18 protein-coding genes are annotated in these 18910 nt (G+C 64.2%); 12 read left to right on the plus strand and 6 right to left on the minus strand.

Annotated elements, in window-relative coordinates:
• From H0W65_RS06070 to H0W65_RS06080, 3 genes are all read left to right on the plus strand, one after another.
• A partial coding sequence (locus H0W65_RS06070) for a type I secretion system permease/ATPase (RefSeq protein WP_294005245.1) occupies window positions 1-1653 on the plus strand: 1653 nt, incomplete at its 5' end.
• A gap of 47 nt (window positions 1654-1700) precedes the next feature.
• Window positions 1701-2672: a cell wall hydrolase gene (locus H0W65_RS06075; protein WP_294005248.1), complete on the plus strand. Its 972-nt coding sequence runs from the start codon at window positions 1701-1703 to the stop codon at window positions 2670-2672.
• A 14-nt stretch (window positions 2673-2686) separates the two neighbouring features.
• Window positions 2687-3964 (plus strand): HlyD family type I secretion periplasmic adaptor subunit, encoded by a 1278-nt coding sequence (locus H0W65_RS06080; RefSeq protein WP_294005251.1) that lies wholly within the window; start codon window positions 2687-2689, stop codon window positions 3962-3964.
• Window positions 3965-3967: 3 nt separating this feature from the next.
• Here the strand turns inward: H0W65_RS06080 and H0W65_RS06085 are convergent, their stop codons facing one another.
• Window positions 3968-4915, minus strand: a complete 948-nt coding sequence (locus tag H0W65_RS06085; RefSeq protein ID WP_294005254.1) for a transglutaminase-like cysteine peptidase — start codon at window positions 4913-4915, stop codon at window positions 3968-3970.
• Window positions 4916-4949: 34 nt separating this feature from the next.
• Window positions 4950-5768, minus strand: a complete 819-nt coding sequence (locus tag H0W65_RS06090) for an alpha/beta fold hydrolase (RefSeq protein ID WP_294005257.1) — start codon at window positions 5766-5768, stop codon at window positions 4950-4952.
• Window positions 5769-5834: 66 nt separating this feature from the next.
• Between H0W65_RS06090 and H0W65_RS06095 the strand changes: the two genes are divergently transcribed.
• The 4 genes from H0W65_RS06095 to H0W65_RS06110 all read left to right on the plus strand — a co-directional run bounded on the left by H0W65_RS06095 (window position 5835) and on the right by H0W65_RS06110 (window position 9432).
• Entirely contained in the window at window positions 5835-6386 is a 552-nt protein-coding gene (locus H0W65_RS06095; protein WP_294005260.1) for a (2Fe-2S)-binding protein, read from the plus strand.
• A 53-nt stretch (window positions 6387-6439) separates the two neighbouring features.
• The gene (locus H0W65_RS06100) at window positions 6440-7306 is read left to right on the plus strand and encodes an RcnB family protein (RefSeq protein WP_294005263.1); all 867 of its coding nucleotides are present in this window, start codon (window positions 6440-6442) and stop codon (window positions 7304-7306) included.
• A 100-nt stretch (window positions 7307-7406) separates the two neighbouring features.
• Window positions 7407-9254, plus strand: coding sequence for a DUF885 family protein (locus H0W65_RS06105; protein ID WP_294005266.1), 1848 nt, complete (start codon window positions 7407-7409; stop codon window positions 9252-9254).
• A 7-nt stretch (window positions 9255-9261) separates the two neighbouring features.
• Complete coding sequence (locus tag H0W65_RS06110; RefSeq protein WP_294005269.1) at window positions 9262-9432, plus strand: hypothetical protein; 171 nt, start codon at window positions 9262-9264, stop codon at window positions 9430-9432.
• Window positions 9433-10024: 592 nt separating this feature from the next.
• Here H0W65_RS06110 and H0W65_RS06115 read toward each other — a convergent pair.
• Window positions 10025-10489 carry an Lrp/AsnC family transcriptional regulator gene (locus H0W65_RS06115; protein WP_294005272.1) on the minus strand — a complete coding sequence of 155 codons (465 nt, stop codon included), beginning with the start codon at window positions 10487-10489 and terminating at the stop codon, window positions 10025-10027.
• Window positions 10490-10595: 106 nt separating this feature from the next.
• On the opposite strand from H0W65_RS06115, the gene H0W65_RS06120 reads away from it, so the two are divergent.
• Window positions 10596-11675 (plus strand): S41 family peptidase, encoded by a 1080-nt coding sequence (locus H0W65_RS06120; protein WP_294005274.1) that lies wholly within the window; start codon window positions 10596-10598, stop codon window positions 11673-11675.
• 64 nt (window positions 11676-11739) lie between these two features.
• Here H0W65_RS06120 and H0W65_RS06125 read toward each other — a convergent pair whose 3' ends face one another.
• The gene (locus tag H0W65_RS06125; protein WP_294005277.1) at window positions 11740-12162 is read right to left on the minus strand and encodes a hypothetical protein; all 423 of its coding nucleotides are present in this window, start codon (window positions 12160-12162) and stop codon (window positions 11740-11742) included.
• Between the two features lie 332 nt (window positions 12163-12494).
• Here H0W65_RS06125 and H0W65_RS06130 point away from each other — a divergent pair, with 332 nt between their 5' ends.
• Window positions 12495-13268: a DNA/RNA non-specific endonuclease gene (locus tag H0W65_RS06130; RefSeq protein ID WP_294005280.1), complete on the plus strand. Its 774-nt coding sequence runs from the start codon at window positions 12495-12497 to the stop codon at window positions 13266-13268.
• Window positions 13249-13671, plus strand: coding sequence for a hypothetical protein (locus H0W65_RS06135; protein ID WP_294005283.1), 423 nt, complete (start codon window positions 13249-13251; stop codon window positions 13669-13671). The genes H0W65_RS06130 and H0W65_RS06135 overlap by 20 nt, the downstream gene beginning before the upstream one ends.
• Before the next feature lie 22 nt (window positions 13672-13693).
• Here the strand turns inward: H0W65_RS06135 and H0W65_RS06140 are convergent, their stop codons facing one another.
• Complete coding sequence (locus H0W65_RS06140; RefSeq protein ID WP_294005286.1) at window positions 13694-15271, minus strand: lysine--tRNA ligase; 1578 nt, start codon at window positions 15269-15271, stop codon at window positions 13694-13696.
• 38 nt (window positions 15272-15309) lie between these two features.
• Here H0W65_RS06140 and H0W65_RS06145 point away from each other — a divergent pair, with 38 nt between their 5' ends.
• Both H0W65_RS06145 and H0W65_RS06150 read left to right on the plus strand, forming a co-directional pair.
• Window positions 15310-18018: an ATP-dependent DNA helicase gene (locus H0W65_RS06145; protein ID WP_294005289.1), complete on the plus strand. Its 2709-nt coding sequence runs from the start codon at window positions 15310-15312 to the stop codon at window positions 18016-18018.
• A complete protein-coding gene (locus tag H0W65_RS06150) occupies window positions 18015-18491 on the plus strand; it encodes a histidine phosphatase family protein (RefSeq protein ID WP_294005292.1) in 477 nt (158 codons plus the stop codon). Before H0W65_RS06145 ends, H0W65_RS06150 begins: the two co-directional genes overlap by 4 nt.
• Here H0W65_RS06150 and H0W65_RS06155 read toward each other — a convergent pair.
• Entirely contained in the window at window positions 18488-18901 is a 414-nt protein-coding gene (locus tag H0W65_RS06155; RefSeq protein ID WP_294005294.1) for a MerR family transcriptional regulator, read from the minus strand. The genes H0W65_RS06150 and H0W65_RS06155 overlap by 4 nt on opposite strands.
• Between the last annotated feature and the right edge of the window lie 9 nt (window positions 18902-18910).

The raw sequence follows: 18910 nt of genomic DNA on the forward strand, positions 1-18910 counted from the left end.
GTGCTGCTGGCCGCGCTGATCGTCAACCTGCTGGCGCTCGCGGTGCCGCTGTTCACGATGAACGTTTACGACCGGGTGATCCCGAACAAGGCCATCCCGACTTTGTGGGTGCTGGCGATCGGCGTGGCGCTCGCGCTCGGCCTCGATTTTGTGCTTCGCCTGGCGCGGTCGCAGCTGGTCGACGAAATCGGTCGTCGGCTCGACGCCAAATATTCGCAGAAACTATTCGAAAAAGTGATGAACCTGCCTATGGCCGACCGCCAGGGCAGCACCGGCGCGTTCGCCAAGCGGGTCAGCGAATATGAGGGCGTCCGCGACTTCTTCGCCTCGACCTCGGTCGTCCTGCTGGTCGATATTGTCTTTCTTGTCATCTTTCTGGTGCTCATCGCGATCATTGCCGGGCCGCTGGTGTTCGTGCCCTTGGTCGGCATCGTCGCGATGCTGGTGACCGGAGTGGTGCTTCAACGCCGTATGGCGCGCACCTCGATCGAGGCCCAGGCCGACAGCTCCCTGCAGCATTCCGTGCTGGTCGAATCGATTTCGGGCATCGAGACGCTGAAGGCCGCGCGCGCCGAAGGACAGATGCTCGGTCGCTGGCGGCGCTACGCCGCGATGTCCGCCGCGACGCAGGAAAAGATGCGCCGGCTGACCTCGGTCGCGGTCAATCTCGCGTCGGGCTGTCAGCAGGCGATCAGCGTCGGGCTGGTGATCGGCGGCTTCTATTTGTTCAACGAGGGCCACATCACGATGGGCGCGATCATCGCCATCGTCATGCTCGCAGGGCGGGCGATGTCGCCGATCGGCCAGTTTGCCTTTCTCGTCACCCGCGCGCGCCAATCGCTGACCACCCTCGATTCGCTGCAGCGGATGATGGAAGCCAATGACGAGCGGCAGGTCGCCGCACGCAGCATCGTTCCCGAAATCCGCGTCGGCCATCTTGAGCTCAAAAAGGCTAGCTTCCGTTATCCTGGCGCCAGCGCCGACAGCCTCAGCGCGCTCGACCTGTCGATCCGCCCGGGCGAGCGGATCGCGATCATCGGCCGGGTGGCGTCGGGCAAGTCGACGCTCGGGCGGATGCTGTGCGGGCTTTACGCGCCGACCGACGGGGAAATGCTGGTCGACGGCCTCGACAGTCGACAATATCATCCCCATCAGCTGCGCGAGAGTTTCCGCTTCGTCGGCCAGGATGCTGACCTGTTTTCGGGGTCGGTCCGCGACAATCTGATGCTTGGCGCGGCATGCGCGGACGATCAGCAGTTGATCGACGCAGTGGTCCGCTCGGGCGCCGACATCTTCCTGTCGCGCGACGCCGCTGGATTCGACCGGCCGGTCGGCGAGCGCGGCTCCCTCCTGTCAGGCGGCCAGCGATCATTGCTGGTGATGGCGCGCGCCCTGGTTTCACCGTCGAAGATGCTGTTTCTCGACGAGCCGACCGGGGCGATGGATACGCAAACCGAGCTTTACTTCATCGACAAGCTCAAGTCGGCGCTCGCTCCCGATCAATCGCTGCTGGTGTCAACCCATCGGCACAACATGCTGAGCATCTGCGACCGGCTGATCGTCATCGACGGCGGCCGAATCCTGGCCGACGGGCCGCGCGACGAAGTCATGCGCAAGCTCGCCGAAGCGAACAAGAAGGAGGCGAGCCAATGATCTCCCTCACCCCTCGGTTTGTGCCATCGCGCCGCCATGCCTCAGTCATGGCCATCGCCGTTCTGGGCGGACTGGTAGGAGGCGCCGGCTTGCGCGTCGGCCCGGTTGAAGCGACCTCGCCGATATCGCTGATCGCGCCGGGCAAGGCCGCGCAACTGGTGGCCGCGACGTCCGGCGAGCATCTGGCCGCGGCGCGCGCGGTCGGCGCCGAGGCCCAACTCATCAACGCCTCGATGCCGTTCAGCACCGCGCCGATCACGGCCGCGCGGCCGTTCGACCTTTCGGGTTCCGACCCGCTCGACCATCGACGCGCGCTGCTGTGTCTGACCCAGGCGGTCTATTACGAAGCCGGGTTCGAACCGCTTTCCGGCCGTCGGGCGGTGGCCCAGGTGGTGCTCAACCGGATGCGCCACCCGGCTTTTCCTAAATCGGTCTGCGGCGTCGTCTACCAGGGCGCGCGCGCGCCCGTTTGCCAGTTCAGCTTCGTCTGCGACGGCTCGCTCTACCGCCGCCCCGCGCTCGCGGCGTGGAAGCAAGCCGAGACTGTGGCCGCGGCGGCGCTCGGTGGCTATGTCGAACAATCGGTCGGCGCCGCGACCCATTATCACGCCAATTATGTCGCGCCATATTGGGCGCCGATGCTCGCCAAAATTTCGCAGATCGGCGCGCATATCTTCTATCGCTGGCCCGGTGCCTGGGGATCGACCGCCGCCTTTACCGGCCGCTACATCGGCGAGCCGGCCGATCCGCTGTCGCTGCGCCCCCCGCTTCGCCAGGCGGTGCTGACCGACGGAACCGCAGTCCCGATTGAAGATGCCACGACTGCCAGCGCGCCGGTAGCGCGCGCGCCCAACGACGTCGGCGGCCTGCTCGACACGACCAAGGGCTGGACTCTCAATATCCCGATGCCGTCCGACACCGGATCGGCAACCAGGGCTATCGCCCAACAGCAGTCAACCACTGGACAACTCGCCGCGACCGCGCCGGCCTCGCCGGCCACCGTGCTGGCCGCGCGCTAGGTTTCAAGGATATCATGATGGCCTCGATCCCTTTCATCAGCGGACCCAGCAGCCGCCGACGCGAGCCCCTAACGGGGGCGCGGCTGATCATCGTCTCGGTCGCAGTCGGCTTCGCGCTGTTCCTGCTGTGGGCGATGCTCGCCAAGGTCGACGAGGTCACAGCCGGTCAAGGCAAGGTCATCCCGTCGAGCAAGGTCCAGCTGATCCAAGCCGCCGAGCCGGCAACGGTCCGCGAAATGCTGGTCCGATCGGGCCAGCGGGTGCGGCGCGGCCAGCTGCTGGCGCGGCTCGACGACACGCAAAGCTCCTCGGAACTTGGACAGATCGAGGCCGAAACCCAATCGCTGCAGGAGCGCTCGGCTCGCTTGTCGTCGGAAGGCAATAATTCGCGCGGAGCTTTGGCCGGCGACGAGGCAGCGCTGAGCGCGGTCCGGCGCGATGCTCTGGGCAGCCGGGTGTCCGCCTTGCGTTCGTCCGCCGAGCAGCGCCGTCGCGAGGCGGCAGAGGCAAACGCCACGATTTCCAGCCTGACCAGCAGCCTGGCGCTGGCTCAGAAACAGGTTTCGATGCTCGAACCGCTTGCGGCCAAGAATATCGTGCCCCAGACCGAGCTGATTACCGCCCGGCGTGAAGTGATCGACCTTCAAGGCCGCATCGCTGGCGCACGCGAGCAGGCCGGGCGCGCCCACGCCGCGGTTAGCGAGGCGCTGAGTCAGGCCAGCGAGGCCCAGTTCACCTTTCGCCAGGACGCCCTTAGCGAGCGTAGCCAGATCAACCAGAAGATCGCGGTCAACGAACAGTCGCTGCGCGGCGCGCGCGGCCGCCTGGGAAGAAGCGAACTTCGCTCACCCGCCGACGGCTTCGTCAATAATTTGCAGGTGACGACCATCGGCGGGTTCGTTCAGGCCGGCGAAAAGCTCATGGAAGTCGTGCCGATGGGCGACAAATTGCTCGTCGAAACTCGCATCAAGCCGAGCGACATCGCCTTCATCAAGGTTGGCGACAAGGCGCTGGTCAAGGTTACCGCCTACGACTTTTCAACCTATGGTGGCCTCGACGGGCGGGTAGTCCAGGTGTCGGCCGATAGCATTTACGACGATGTCGAGCGCCAGGCCTATTTCACGGTCATCGTAGAAACGCAGCGCAGTTATTTGGTCGCGGCCGGACGGCGGTTGCCGATCACGCCGGGCATGATCACCGACACGCAAATCATCACTGGCCGGAAGAGCGTGCTGAGCTATTTACTCAAGCCGGTTTTGAAGGCGCGCAGCGACGCACTGCGCGAGCGCTGATCCTTACAGAGTGACAGTCGATGGCACCAGGTTGACGCTGCTGCGCACGACCTCGGGAAAGTCGGCCTCGCCCGACGCCGGCTCGAACCGGGCGTCGGCCAGCACGATCGGCTGCGACGGCGACTCATAGGCCGCGTAGGTTATCGGCGGCAGGTCGCGGCGATAGCCATGGGTATAGGTACGGCCGGCGGTGAAGGTCAGCACCGGTCGGTAATCTTGAACGCTGCTTGAATCCACGATCCGGTCGGTGCCGTTGTCGAGCACCAGAAAACGACCCGCGGCGCGGACGACAAGCACGGCATGATCTGCGCGCCGGGTCAGGTCTTTCAGGACGACCAGGTAAAGGTCCTTGTCGACGAAACCTGCGGCGCGCAGCATGGCGCGCTTGGCAATCGCATAATCCTCACAATCGCCGCGTCCGCGAGCGAGTGTTTCCGATGCGGCCAGCCAGCGGTCGGCGGTGCCGAACTGGACCCGGTCGTCGACGAAGCGGACGCGCGCGTTGACATAGGCGTTGACCGCCTCGAGCTTCCGGGTTGTCGAAGCGCCGCGCAACGAGGCGGCAAAGGCCGCGGCGGTGCCGCTGACCCCGGCATGGGCGACATGCCCCCAACGCGCGTCGAGCGGGCTACGGCCGATCGTCAAGGCGACGCTGTTGAAAATATCGGGCCGCTCGGACGATACCGCAGGACGCGAATTGCTGATTGCTGCCGGACGAAAAAGGGCGCCTTTGCTGGCCGGCGAAACGGCACGAACCGCCGGCGCGGCGGGCTGGCCCGACTGCTGCGCGAGCAGGGCGGCGAGCGCGCTCGGGGCGCCGAGGATCGCCTCGGCCTTCGACACCGGGCGGTAGGACGCATCGATCACTTGCGCCTGGACGGCGACCGGCAAGGCGGTCAGGGCGACGCCGGCCCAGATGCTGCGGACGATGCGATGCGGGATTCTGTCCATGCCCCGCTTTTCGCAGGACAAGGAAAAAACGATCTTAAATCACATGGTTAAAAAGCCGGTAATCTTTTTCCCGCCGCTCGATCGCAGTCAGGAAGCAGTCGATACGTCGGTTGAAGTCATCGGGCTGCTCAAGATTTGAGAGATGCCCCGCGCCTTCGACAAGCTCGAGCCGCGAGCCCGCTATCAGATCATGAAGCCGCTCCGAAAGGGCGGGAGGAGTGATCGCGTCATCATCTCCGACAAGGATCAGCGCCGGTACATCGATCGCCGCGACACGCGCTTGCTGGTCGGCCAGCCATACCGCCGCCGCGCCGATGCGATAGGCGGCCGGGTCGATCGCCGCCATCGTGTCTATCACCTCTTGGCGAAGCGCCTCGCTCGCCGCTTTGCCGACCAATGTGCCCGCCCGCGCCTCGGCCAACGCCCGCATCGACATGGTCTCGCTGGCCGCGACCGAGCGGTCGTGGATCGCCTGACCGTCGGGGTGGACCGCGAAACTGTCCGCGATGATCAGCGATGCGCAGCGCCCGGGGGCCGCGGCATGGACCGCTATGGCGATCACCCCGCCGAGCGACAGGCCACAAAGATGCGCCTGTTCGACGCTCAGCGCATCCATCGCGGCGAGGACCGACGCGGCATAATCATCGCGCGTCGCGCCGGCCCGAAAATCGCTCTCGCCATAGCCCGGATAATCCAGCGCGACGGCGCGGCGGGTGGCGCCGAAATGGGCCAGTTGCGGCGCCCACGCCGACTTGTCGGACCCGACCCCGTGGAGGAACAGGATGGGCGGGGCATCGCCGCTCCCTTGGTCGAGGATGCCGATCTGGCCCAGTCGTGTCGCGATAACCCCCATGACCGCCATCATGGCGGCCCGCCGCCGCTTTGCAAGCGCAACCAGGCCGCTTAGAGTCGGCTGCGCATGACCAGCATGACCATCAACGGCGAGGCCATTCGCTACAAACTCGATCCCGAGACGCCCTTGCTGTTCGCATTGCGCGATGCGTCCAACCTGACTGGCGCCAAACATGGCTGCTACAGCGGCGACTGCGGCACCTGCACCGTGATCGTCGACGGGCGAGCGGTGCTGTCGTGCCAACTGACGATCGCCGTCGCCGAAGGCGCCGACGTAACCACGATCGAGGGCCTTGCCTCCGATCGCGCGCACCCGTTGCAGCAGGCCTGGGCCAGCGAGCAGGTCAGCCAGTGCGGCCGCTGCGACCCCGGTTTCATCATGGCACTCGTCGCGCTGATGCGCGCGACGCCGAGTCCGTCGCCCGAGCAATTGTCGAGCCTGCCCAATATCTGCCGCTGCGGCGCGACCGTGCGGATGATGAAGGCGATCGCCCGCGCCGTCGCCGTCGCCGCCCCGCTTGCGCCGACCTCTCAGGAGTTGGCCCCTGGGCAGGACAGTTCGTCACGGTTCAGCAACGGCTCATCTGACGAAGCACAAATTCCGCCCAACGACTCTTGAAGTCGCTTGCGGGAGCGGAGTGGCTGATGCGTAGATTTCTTCTTCCCTTGCTGTTGGCCGGCGCGGTGATGCCGGTTGCGGCGGCCGCGAAGGATCGCGGGAGCCTGGTCAATCGGTTCGGCGAGGCGCGGGCAGAGCAAAGCGACCAATCCGCCTCGCCGGATGACAGTCCGCAGCAAGATCAGGGACGCACCGAGAGTCCGGTGCGCGTCGAACGGATGCAGCGGATCGAGCGAAGCGAACGGACCTCGGACGAGCCACGCTTCGAGCGCCAGATGCCGGTTCAGCAGCAGGTCGTGCTTGCTCCCCAGCATGTCGATAATCAATCGACGGGCGATCACCGCGATCTTCATCGCGACCTGCGGCAAGAGCACCGCGACTTTCATACGGCCGATCCGAACCGCCGAGAGCATCGGGAATTTCATCGCGAACAGGACCGGGAGCATCGGAGCGAACATCGGGCCTGGAACGGCGACCGCGACCGCGGGGCTCACGGCGACTATCATAACGATCTGCGGACCGAGCATGGCGCCTTTCACGCGACCAACCCGACAGCGCGCGAGGATCGGGCCTTCCATCGCGATCTGAACAGGGAGCACTACGGCGGCCATGCGGAGTGGAGCACGAGGTGGAGGAACAACTCCTCGTACGACTGGCAGCGGTATCGCGATCGTAACCGGTCGATCTTCCGCTTTGGCAGCTATTACGACCCCTATGGCTATGGCTATCGTCGCTTCTCGATCGGGTTCAACCTGTGGCCGAGCTATTACGGCTCCAGCTATTGGCTGAACGATCCGTGGCGGTATCGCTTGCCGCCGGCGTATGGCCCGTATCGTTGGGTGCGCTATTATGACGACGCGCTGCTGGTGAATATCTACTCCGGCCAAGTCGTGGACGTGATCAACAACTTCTTCTGGTAGACGAAGCCGGCCTGTTGGTCGAAGGGGCGTTGCGGGATGGCCGCGACGCCCCTCTGCGATTCAGTCGGGGCGCGCCGAGTGCCGCACATCGGGGACCGTTATGACCGCCAAGATTTTGCTTACCATCTCGACCGCCGCGATGGCATTGTCGGCATGCGCGACCACCCTCGCACCGGCGCCGGTCACGGAGGTCATCGCGCCTGCCGAAGTCGCTCCCGCGGTCGCGGTCGAAAGCGCGCACGCCCGGCTGTTCCGCCTGTTCAAGGACAGCGACGAGGCACAGCTCAAGCTCAACCCGATCAGCGCCATCTTCCGCGGCGACCTGCGTTATGCCGACCGTTTTGGCGACGGCATCACCGATGCTTATTACGACGCCTCGCGCGTGACCGCGCAGTCCGACCTCGATCGTCTGCACGCAATCAATCGCGGCGAACTCGATTTGACCGATCAGCTGGCTTACGATGTGTTCGAATTTTCGACCAAGGACACCCTCGAAGGCCTGCAGCCGCAATATCTCGACGTCAGCAAGGTCCGGCCGCTCAATCACTTCTTCGGCATGCAAACCTTTTACCCGACTTTCTCCAGCGGCAAGGGCGGCGCGCCGTTTAATACCGTCGCCGACTATGACAATAATCTGAAGCGCCACGCCGGCTATGTGTGGTGGATCGACCAGGCGATCGCTCGTTTCAAGCAAGGCCAGGCGGCGGGCGTGGTCGAAACCAAGCTGACCATCCGCAATGTCATCGAGCAGCTCGACAATCAGCTTTCGAAGAAGCCCGAGGACTCTCAATTCTACGGACCGATCAAGCAATTCCCGGCGAGCTTCGGCGAGGCCGACAAGGCGCGTCTGGCCGCCGACTATCGGACGATGATCGGCGGTCAGCTGTTCCCGGCTATCACGCGCCTGCGCAAATATCTGCGCGACGATTATCTCGCTAGCGCGCGTGACGGCGCGGGGCTCAAATATATGAAGGGCGGCGACGCGCTCTATCGCTACAATGTCCGATCGACGACCACGCTCGACATGACTCCGGAGCAGATCCACGCGCTCGGCCTGAGCGAAGTGGAGCGGATCACCGAAGGCTTCGAAAACGTCCGCAAGGAAGTCGGGTTCAAGGGCACGCTACCCAAATTCTTCGACTATATGCGCACCGCCAAACAGTTTCAGCCGAAGAGCCGCGAGCAATTGGGCGACGACTATCGCGCGATCGGCACCAAGGTCGAGGCGCTGCTGCCGCAATATTTCTCGACCATGCCCAAGGCCAAGCTGGAGATTCGCCCCTACGATCCGACCATCGAAAAATTCCAGGCCGGCGGCAGCTATGAACAGGGCACGCCCGATGGCAAGCGGCCCGGCACCTTCTATTACAACGCCTATGATTTGCCGGCGCGTGGGACGTGGCAGGAAACCACCTTGTTCCTCCACGAAGGCGAGCCGGGCCACCATTTCCAGATCAGCCTGGCGCAGGAGAATGAGGCGCTGCCGCCGTTCATGCGCTTCGGCGGCAATACCGCCTATGCCGAGGGCTGGGCGCTCTATGCCGAGACGCTCGGCTACGACATGGGCTTTTACAAGGATCCGTATCAGCGGTTCGGCACGCTCAACGACGAGATGCTGCGAGCGATGCGGCTGGTGGTCGATACCGGCATCCACGCCCAGGGCTGGACCCGTGAGCAGGCGATTGCCTACATGCTCGGCCATTCGGGCATGTCGAGGACCGACGCCACCGCCGAGGTCGAACGCTACATTGCCATCCCCAGCCAGGCGACCGCCTACAAGGTCGGCGCGCTGACCATCCAGCGGCTACGCAAAAAGGCGATGGACGAGCTTGGCGACAAGTTCGACATCAAGGAATTTCATGCCCAGGTGCTGATGACCGGCGCTCTGCCGCTGGCGATCCTCGAGAAGAAGGTCGACGCGTGGATCGCGAGCCGCCGGGCGCAGTAAAGGCAACTTGTACGCGCTGAAATCCTGTCCTAACTCCATTTCGCTCGGATGGGTGCAGGGGGGGTCGCTTGATGGATCAGGGATTTACGCGCGTCAGGCGCGTCGTATCGGCAAGTATCGAAACAGCGGTATCGGCGGCGGCGGCGATGAAAGCCAAGCCAGCGAAAGCTACCAATAAAAGAGCCTAGACCGAGCTTGACGACAAGTTCGACATTCGCGGCCTCCAGATCCAGGTGCTGATGACCGGCGCGTTGCCGCTGGCGATCCTCGAGAAGAAGATTGAGGCATGGATCGCGGCGAGCACGTCATTGAGCTGAGGCGGCCCTGCGGCAGCGGATAAAAACGGCGGTTTTGCGTCGAAGTTGATACGCTGGCGGCTTGAAATCCTATTTGTATCAACTTCGGGAATTTTGTCAGTATTTTCCCCTTCTTTTCAGCGATCCAGCCGCAGTTGATGATGCGATTCTGTGGCCGATCGCGCGTGCCGTCGGACAGGTGGATTTGGGTTCGCTTTGAGAAAGAGCCGAATCCAGCCTGGCAAATGAAATCCTACATTCCCAGCTGTTTTTTGGGTGATCGCCCGAAGCCGCTAAGTACGCGGAGGGAAAAGGACCTTCGTGCCTTTGCGTCTTCGAGTGACATCTTCCCAACGTCGAAATGGATCGCGCGGAGGCGCGGAGGCGCAGAGAGGTTGCTCCTTTTCTTCCGCGGCTCTGCGCCATTTATTTTTTTCGAGCCTCGCTTGCGACAAACTAGAGCGCGACCCCTTGCTATCCTGAAAGGCGGACGAAGGGGGCGAATTTGACTTCGCGTTTGACGAAGCTGGTTTCGTAGCGGCGCACGGTCGGATCGGCGACCAAGACAGCGTCGGTGAGCGCGTTGAATTCGGCCATATTGGCGCAGTCGATCATAATCAGAATGTCAAAGGCGCCGGTCATGTCGAAGCAAAATTGGACTGGCTCGCTTTCGACCAAGCGGCGATGAAGCGCGGCCTTGCCGGCATGGTCGGCATGCTCGCTGAGCTGGATGAACACCACCGCTCGCAATCGGTCGGCGGTGAGACGCGGCGATAACAGGGCAACGGTCCGGGCGATGAACCCCTCACCCCGCAACCGGCGGAGGCGACGGGCAATGGCGGATGGCGACAGCGGCACGCGTTGGGCGAGCATATTGGCACTTTGTCCGTCGTCGCGCTGAACCGCGTCGAGCAGGGCAAGGTCGAAATCGTCCAGCATATTTGGGAGCCTGCCAAATTCTGGCGCCCCGCGCACCAAAATTGCGCGGTTTTGGCGAGGGGTTTTGGGTAACCTTGTCGGGCCCATCTTATGCGGAGTTTAAGTCATGCGTATCCGTCTTCCCCTGCTCCCCGCCGCCTTGATCTTGTTGATCGGCGCGTCCGCGACCGCGCAGACTCAATCAGCGCCGACGCCCGCCGTCCCGCCGACCGCACCAGCGACGATTCCGTTCGTGAAATCCGAAGCCGAAGGCGTGGTGCGCGATCTCGCGACCAAGCTTGAGGACAATTTCGTGTTCCCCGACATCGCCAAGCAATATGCTGCAATGCTGCGCTTGAACCTTGCGGCAGGGAAGTATGCGAATTTCGCCGACGCCGATAGGTTCGCCAAGGCCGTCACTGCCGATCTTCAGGCAGTCCACAAGGACGGGCACCTTCACCTGAAGGCGACCCGGCCGGATGAAGGCGGCAAGCGCGAACTGCGCCAGCTTCCGACGAGCAGTGCCGTGGTCAAGTCCGGCTGGCTTGCCGACCGCGTTGCCTTCATCGAATTTGCCGGATTTCCTGGCAATGACGCGACGATGGCCGACCTGCGCACGTTCCTTGTCGCTCACCGTGGCGCCAAGACCCTGATCATCGACGCTCGGCACCATCGCGGGGGCGGGCTTGCCGAAATGAATGTCCTGTTCCCGCAAATCTTTCCGAGGGAAACGGTGCTGGTGGACATGGACACACGCGTCGCGGTCGATAAGCGCACGGGCGGCAAGACCGAGAATTTCATGCGCAAGGTCGCCGGTCCGGTGGGCGTGGTTCGCCGCGAGCATTATGTTGTCCCGGCGAAGAATCAGGGCGAGCTGGGCCACGCGAAGGTCTATTTGCTGGTATCGAAGCGCACGGGCTCGGCGGGCGAGCATCTTTCGCTGTCGCTGAAGCGCACGCATCGCGCTACCCTGATCGGCGAGAGCACCTACGGGGCAGGCCACTACGGCGGTTTTCAACCGATCGGCAGTGGCTTTGTCGCCTTTATCCCGGTTGGCCGCACGTTCGACCCCGACACCGGCGAGGGCTGGGAAGGGACCGGCGTCAAGCCCGACATCGAGGTGCCCGCGGACAAGGCGCTCGACGAGGCGCTCCGTCTTGCGGGAGTGGACAAGAGCGCCGAGGCCGCGCTCACCGAACTCCGCTAGCCCTCGTCCGCCGTGGTCAGCGCCTCAGCGATCAGCCGAATTGGTCGTGTCCCAGTTTGTAAACCTAACTTTTGGGGCGCCGGGCGAGAACGCCGCCGAGCCAGGCGCAGGGGATCGAGCTGAGAGCGAGCAGGATCGGGTACCAGGCCGGCCCCATGCCCATGCTGACCGCGGCAAACCCGCCAAGCGCGGTCAGCACGACGCCGATGCCGCCTAAGATGAGCGCGTGGCGCATGGGCGCTGAAGGCGCAAGGCGCGCGGTTAGCCAGCTGCCGAAAACCGCGATGACGATGCGGTAGGAGAGCGCCAGCAGATTATCGCCGGTTTCGTTCATCGGCTCACCCCACGGCGGATAGACGTTGAGCTCGTGGAGAAGCTGGTCCACGCCAAGCGACAGGGCGAAGATTGTGATGAGTCCCGCCAGCACTGCGGCGATGCTTCGCCAATGGCGCGGCCGCGTTCCGTCGTCGATTGTTGGAGAAGTCATGGCGCGCTCCCTCTCTACCCGATCACTGCGCCTGCTAGAATCAGAAAAAATGCAGTAGTCAACGATGTTGATCGCATCGGTTAAAATGTAAACGACGTTCGACGAGCCCCGTGCCTGGGCCGTGGCGGCCGAGCGTGGGCCGAAGTTCGACGTCCATGACCTCACGCCTAGGGGCTGATGACCGACGCCTTTTGCGGTCCGGAACGGAAAATGGCCGCCAGGATGACGGCGAAGAAGGCGGCGTGAATTTGCCTGATGAACCAATTTGGTTCGTTTTTCTTGACAATTAGGATTCGGATGGACACCGCTTAATCCCTATGAGGAGGGGCCGGGTGTCTCCATTCGAGTTCTATTTGCGCAGCGGTCGCCGAATTGCTCTGCCGCCGGCTACAGTCGAGACCAAGTTCAACCCATGGCACGACCCGGAGGACGGCCGCTTCACTTTCGCGGGTCAGGGGCGACATTTCGGAGGCAGTATCCGATCGGACCAGGTCGCGAATCGGCCGGTTGGCTTTCGCGGCGGCGGTGGCAGTTTTGGCGGCGGCGGAGCAGGCGGGTCGTGGGACGCTGTCGGCCAGAGTCCGGCTGAGAGTGGCACGAGAGGAAGGGGAGTTGCTCGGCCAACTGATCGAGTCACGCTCAAACGACCTTCGTCGTCGGCTAGAGTTCCGGGAAAGCAGCAACGCACTCGGCTCACAATATACAAGAACGGCTACAGCTACGAATTGGATGCGCATGCGCGTACGCGAAGAGTAGCGGGTGAAATCCGGCTGCAATCACAACCGCGGTCGCGGAGCGCGCAGTCGAATGCAGGCAAGCCTGATCGCCGTAATAGTGACGATGGTGGCCATTTCATTGCCGCCCGATTCAACGGCTCGCGTGAATGGTTCAACCATTTCGCACAGGACGCCAACTTCAATCGCGGAGCTTACCGGTCTCTCGAAAACCAGTGGGCGCAGGCCACTCGATCCGGTAAACGCGTGTTCGTCGATATCACCCCGGACTATCGCGGAACCTCGATGCGTCCTTACAAGCTCACGGTCAGATCGATTGTAGATGGCAAAGAGTTTATCCGGGGGTTTCCAAATGAAAAATTCGGACGGTGACAAGCGCGACGGTAAGGACGAGTCCCTAGGTCCAGTTCTCGCGGATATAGGAGGTGAGTTGGCGCGCCACGTCGAGGGCGATCCGGATGGGATGTTCCTATATGCTGAGGCGGGCGAAGGCTGGTATGCCGTTGCGGTGTTCAAGGAGGAAAGCGACCAGGTTCGTTATTACTCGCCTACATCGGAACTCGGGGACCTTGTGTGGGAAGTCTGGAACTCCGAGGAGCCTGAGAAGCGCTGGGCAGTGATGGAGTATGAGATCAAGGGCAGGAAATTCGATGTGCAATTTCAATTTCCAGATGAGATCGATCCCAAGGAAACGGAAATGGACCGGCGCCCGCGCGTGATCGAGCGACGGTTCGGCGATAAGCCGGTGGTTTATCCGCCGTGGCCGTCCGAATGACGGCAAGCGAATTTCAACACTCTCATGCCGCCGCCAGAGCTTCGGCGATCAGCTTTCGGCTGTTGTCGATGCCGTAAAGCGCGATGAAGCTGCCCATTCGGGGGCCTTGGGACGAGCCTAACAGAGTTTCGTAGAGGGTTTGGAACCAGGTGCGCAGCGGGTCGAAATTGTGGCGCTTGCCGATTTCGAAGACGATGTTCTGGATTTCGTCGGCGGGAGTGTCGGGCGAGAGCTTGGCGAGTTCGGCGTCAAGGTCGGCTAGGGCGGCGCGTTCGGTTTCGGTCGGGGCGCGGCGCTTGAGGGTCGGGGCGACGAAGTCCCTCGCGTAATTGACGGCCAAGCCGATCAGCTTGTCGAGCTCGGGGTCGGTCGCGGGCGACGTGCCGGGGGCATATTGCTGGACGAAGCGCCAGGCGGTCGCCTTGTCGCCGACACCCGGCAATGAGGCAAGGTTGAGCAGCAGTCCGTAGGTCAGCGGCAGCGTTGCCGCCGGCACCTTGCCGCCGTGGATGTGGTGGACCGGGTTGCCGAGCTTCTGTTCGATGGCTTGCGCGGCGTAATTGCCGCGAAACTGGTAATATTCGTCGACCGCACGGGGGATGACGCCGAGGTGCAGGCTCTTGGCCTTGCGCGGTTCGCGATAGGCGAAAAAGGACAGACTCTCCTCGCTGCCATAAGTCAGCCATTGGTCGATGCTGAGGCCGTTGCCCTTCGACTTGGAGATTTTCTCGCCCTTTTCGTCGAGGAACATCTCGTAATTGAAACCCTCGGGCGGACGGGCCCCCAGGATACGACAAATCTTGCCCGACTGGGTGGTCGAATCGATCAAATCCTTGCCCGACATCTCGTAATCGACCCCGAGCGCGACCCAGCGCATCGCCCAGTCGACCTTCCATTGCAGCTTGGCGAGGCCGCCGAGCGCGGACTGGGTGATTTGCGTTCCGTCCTCATCGGTGAAGGCGATCGTGCCGACGTCGGCGTCGACCACCGTCACCGGCACCTGCAGCACGCGGCCCGAGGTGGGCGAGATCGGCAGCACCGGCGAATAGGTTAGGCGGCGTTCCTCGCCCAGGGTCGGCAACATCACGCCGAGGATGTCGTCCCAGTGGCGCAACACCTTCCGAAGAGTGTCATCAAAGCGGCCGGCAGCGTAATAGTCGGTCGACGAGGCGAAGTCGTAGTCGAAGCCGAACTGGTCGAGGAAATGGTGAAGCAAGGCGTTGTTGTGCGCCGCGAAGCTGTCATGTGTGCCGAACGGATCGGGGATTTTACTCAGCGGCCGGCCCATATGCTCGGCCAGCATCGCACCGTTCGGAATATTGTCGGGCACTTTCCTTAGCCCGTCCATGTCGTCGCTGAAGGCGATTAGCCGGGTCGGCGCGCCGGTAAGCTCCTCATATGCGTGGCGGACCATGGTCGTGCGCAACACTTCGTTGAAGGTGCCGATGTGCGGCAGGCCGGAGGGACCGTAGCCGGTTTCAAAAATGATTGGGGCGCCATCTGGCTTACCATCGGGCCAGCGCTTCAACAGCTTGCGCGCTTCCTCATAGGGCCATGCCTTGGACGTCAGGGCGGCGGCGCGGATCTCGGCGGTGCTCAACTGTTGCCCTTTCGTTCCGGCGCGGCCAATGCTTGTTCGTGGCCGCTCCTTTGCTCCTTCCCGCGCTTCATGCAACCCATGCCGGCATCTGGATCGCGGCGGGCGGCGAGGTGCGAGAGGCGGCACGCGGCGAGGCGATCGGGCGGCTGGCGGAGACGCCGCACATTCTGCTCAACGCGCCCTTGGTCGGGCAGCGGTTGGGGACGCCCGACGTGTCGGGGCTCGACCTGCTGGAACTGTTCGCCTTCGTCCACCCGGCGCGGTTCGCGGTGCCGACGGTGCCGGGACTGGCGCGGGCGGTCGGTGTGGCCGTGCCGGCGAGCGATGCCGAGGCGGCGGGGACGCTGGGCGCGATCGCCGGGGCGCTGCTGGGCGATCTGGAACGAGCGGATTGGGCCGAGCGCGAAGGGGCGTGGACGGTGAACGCGACGCTGGTCCGGCTCGGCTGGAGCTGGGCGCCGTTCGTCGGGCAGCGACTGAAGCAGCCCGAGCGAGGCGAGCGGATGCTGTTTTCGCGGCTGCCGCAATGGGAAGAAAATGCCGAACGCCCGCCGCCCCGAACCATTTCGATTGGGGCGGGCGAGGCCGAGTTGAAGCTGGCTGAACTGACCGGCGACGGTGCCGAGCCGCGCGAGGGGCAAAAGGCGATGGCGGGCGAGGTCGCCAGTATTTTCGCGCCGCGCCGCGTTGCTGGCGAACCGAACATGCTTCTCGCCGAAGCGGGGACCGGGATCGGCAAGACGCTCGCCTATCTCGCGCCGGCCGCGTTGTGGGCGGAAAAGGCGGGCGGGACGGTGTGGGTATCGACCTTTACTAAGGCGCTGCAGCGGCAACTCGACGCGGAAAGCGCGCGGATCGTTGCCGACCCCGAGGAGCGCAAGAAACGCATCGTCATTCGCAAGGGGCGGGAAAATTATCTGTGTTTGCTCAACCTGGAAGATGCGATGCAGGGCGCGTTCTTGGGGCGGGCGGCGATTCTGGCACAATTGGTCGGGCGGTGGGCGGCTTATTCCAAGGACGGCGACATGGTCGGCGGCGATTTGCCAGGCTGGCTGCCGAGCCTGTTCCGGCGGGCTGGCGCGGCGGCGCTAACCGACCGGCGCGGCGAGTGCGTCTATGCCGGGTGCCCGCACTATCGCAAATGCTTCATCGAGCGCGCCGAGCGGGCCGGGCGCGAGGCCGACATCGTCATCGCCAACCATGCGCTGGTGATGGTCAACGCCGCGCGCGGGCGTCCCGACGCGCCGACGCGAATTTTGTTCGACGAGGGGCATCACCTGTTCGACGCCGCCGATTCGACCTTTTCGGCGGCGCTGACCGGGCAGGAAGCGATCGAGATGCGACGCTGGATCGTCGGGCCGGAAGGCAAGTCGCGCGGGCGGCGGCGCGGGCTGGCGGCGCGGCTGCTCGATGTCTGTTCATACGACGATCAGGGGAATGTGGCGCTCGATGCGGCGGTCGAGGCGGCGCGGGCGCTGCCATCGGACGGTTGGCTGCAACGGCTGAGCGACGGCGACCCGTTCGGGCCGGTCGAGCGGCTGCTCCACGAGGTGCGGGGCACGGTCTATGCGCGCGCCAAGGCGCAAGAGGCGGGCTACGGCTTGGAGACCGAGGTAGCCGAGCCCGACGGCAATCTGGTGTCGGCGGCGGCGGCGGCGATGGAAGGGTTGGAGGCGCTTGCCAAGCCGCTTGCCGCGCTTACACGGCGGCTTGAGGCGATCCTCGAGGATGCGCCCGACTGGCTCGATTCGCAGGCGCGGGCACGGGTCGAAGGCGCGATCAGTGGCCTCGCGTGGCGGCGCGAGACGCTGGCCGCGTGGATCGGGTTGCTTGGGCGGATCGGCGGGGTCGCCGATCCCGATTTCGTCGACTGGCTGGCGATCGACCGGGTCGAGGGGCGCGAATATGACATGGGGCTGCATCGCCACTGGCTCGACCCGACGCGGCCGCTGGCCAAGGCGGTGCTCGAGCCCGCCCACGGCGTACTGGTGACCTCGGCGACGCTGCGCGGGGCGGAAGGGTGGCCGAGCGCCGAGGCGCGGACCGGCGCAGCGCATCTCGCCGCGCCGACCCGCTATTTCGAGGCGGCGAGCCCGTTCGATTATGCGGCGCAAGCCGAAGTGCTGATCGTCACCGATATCGGGCGAAACGACGTTGCTGCGCTGGCCGGGGCCTATGCTCGGCTGATCGAGGCGGCCGAGGGCGGAACGTTGGGGCTCTTCACGGCGATCCAGCGGCTGCGCGCGGTCCATGCACGGATCGCCGACCGCCTGGCGCGGGCTGGTCTCCCGTTGCTCGCCCAGCACGTCGACCCGATCGACACCGGCACTTTGGTCGACATTTTTCGCGACGATCCGCACGCCTCGTTGCTTGGCACCGATGCGCTGCGCGACGGGGTCGATGTGCCGGGCGAATCGCTGCGGCTGGTAGTGATGGAACGAGTGCCTTGGCCGCGGCCGACCGTGCTCCACGCGGCACGCAGGCTCGCCAATGGCGGCAGCGCCTATGACGACCGGGTGGTCAAGGCGCGCCTCGCGCAGGCGTTCGGGCGGCTCGTTCGGCGGCAAGGCGACAAGGGGTTGTTCGTGATCCTGTCGAGTGCGCTGCCGTCGCGGCTGCTTAGCGCCTTCCCGCCCGAGGTCATGGTGTCGCGGATGCCGCTCGACCTAGCGTTGCAACGGGTCAGGGCGAAGCTGTTCAGCCCGGTTGGCGTTTCCCTCCCGGAGACCGTGGAAGGTGCATCATGAAACGATTGATCCTGCTTCGACATGCCAAGGCGGAAGCGGATTCGCCTGGCGGAGATTTCGAGCGGCCGCTCAGCGCGCGGGGACGCAAGGATGCGTTGCGTATGGGCGAGGAAATTCGCCGGCTTGGCCTGAACTTCGACCTGGTTTTGGCGAGTCCGGCGCGACGGGTGGCCGAGACAGTGGAAGCCTTGGGGGAGCTTGTGCCGCGCTTCGACCCGCGACTCTACAACGCCTCGACCGGCCAACTATTAAACCTGGTGCGGGAGATCGAAGATCATGTCGGCAGCCTGCTGCTGGTCGGCCATAATCCTGGCATCGAGTTGTTGGCGGCGCGACTCGCGGCCAGCGAGCGGATCGGCGATTATCCTACGGGGGCGCTGGCCGAGACCGAGCTGACGATCGACCAATGGCGAGAGGCCGGAAAGGCGAGCGGGCGGCTGATCCGCTTTATCAGTCCCAAGGATTTGGCTTAGCCGGAGAGCGCGGCAGCCAGCCGGTCGCGAATCGCGGACAGGCGGCCGACATCAACCATGTTGCCTTGCTCGGCGGGGACGGGGGTATCGATCCCCGATGCCGACTGCGGGACGAAAGCGGCGGGCGGCGGAGCGAGCAGCTCGGAAGTGGAGCCGCCCTTCTCGCGGAGCAGTTTTTGAACGCCCTTCACCGTATAGCCTTCGAGGTGAAGCAGGCGATGTATGCGACATGCCAAGGCGACGTCGGCGGGGCGATAATAGCGGCGGTTGCCGGCGCGCTGCAGCGGCTTCAACTGCGGGAATTTGGTTTCCCAGTAGCGCAATATATGCTGCGCGACGCCGAGTTCGGCGGATAGCTCGCCGATCGTTCGAAAGGCGTCGGGAGCCTTGTCGACGCTTTTCGAAGTCAATGACGGCGC

The sequence above is a fragment of the Sphingomonas sp. genome, from assembly GCF_013816785.1.
Taxonomy (GTDB): Bacteria; Pseudomonadota; Alphaproteobacteria; order Sphingomonadales; family Sphingomonadaceae; genus Sphingomicrobium.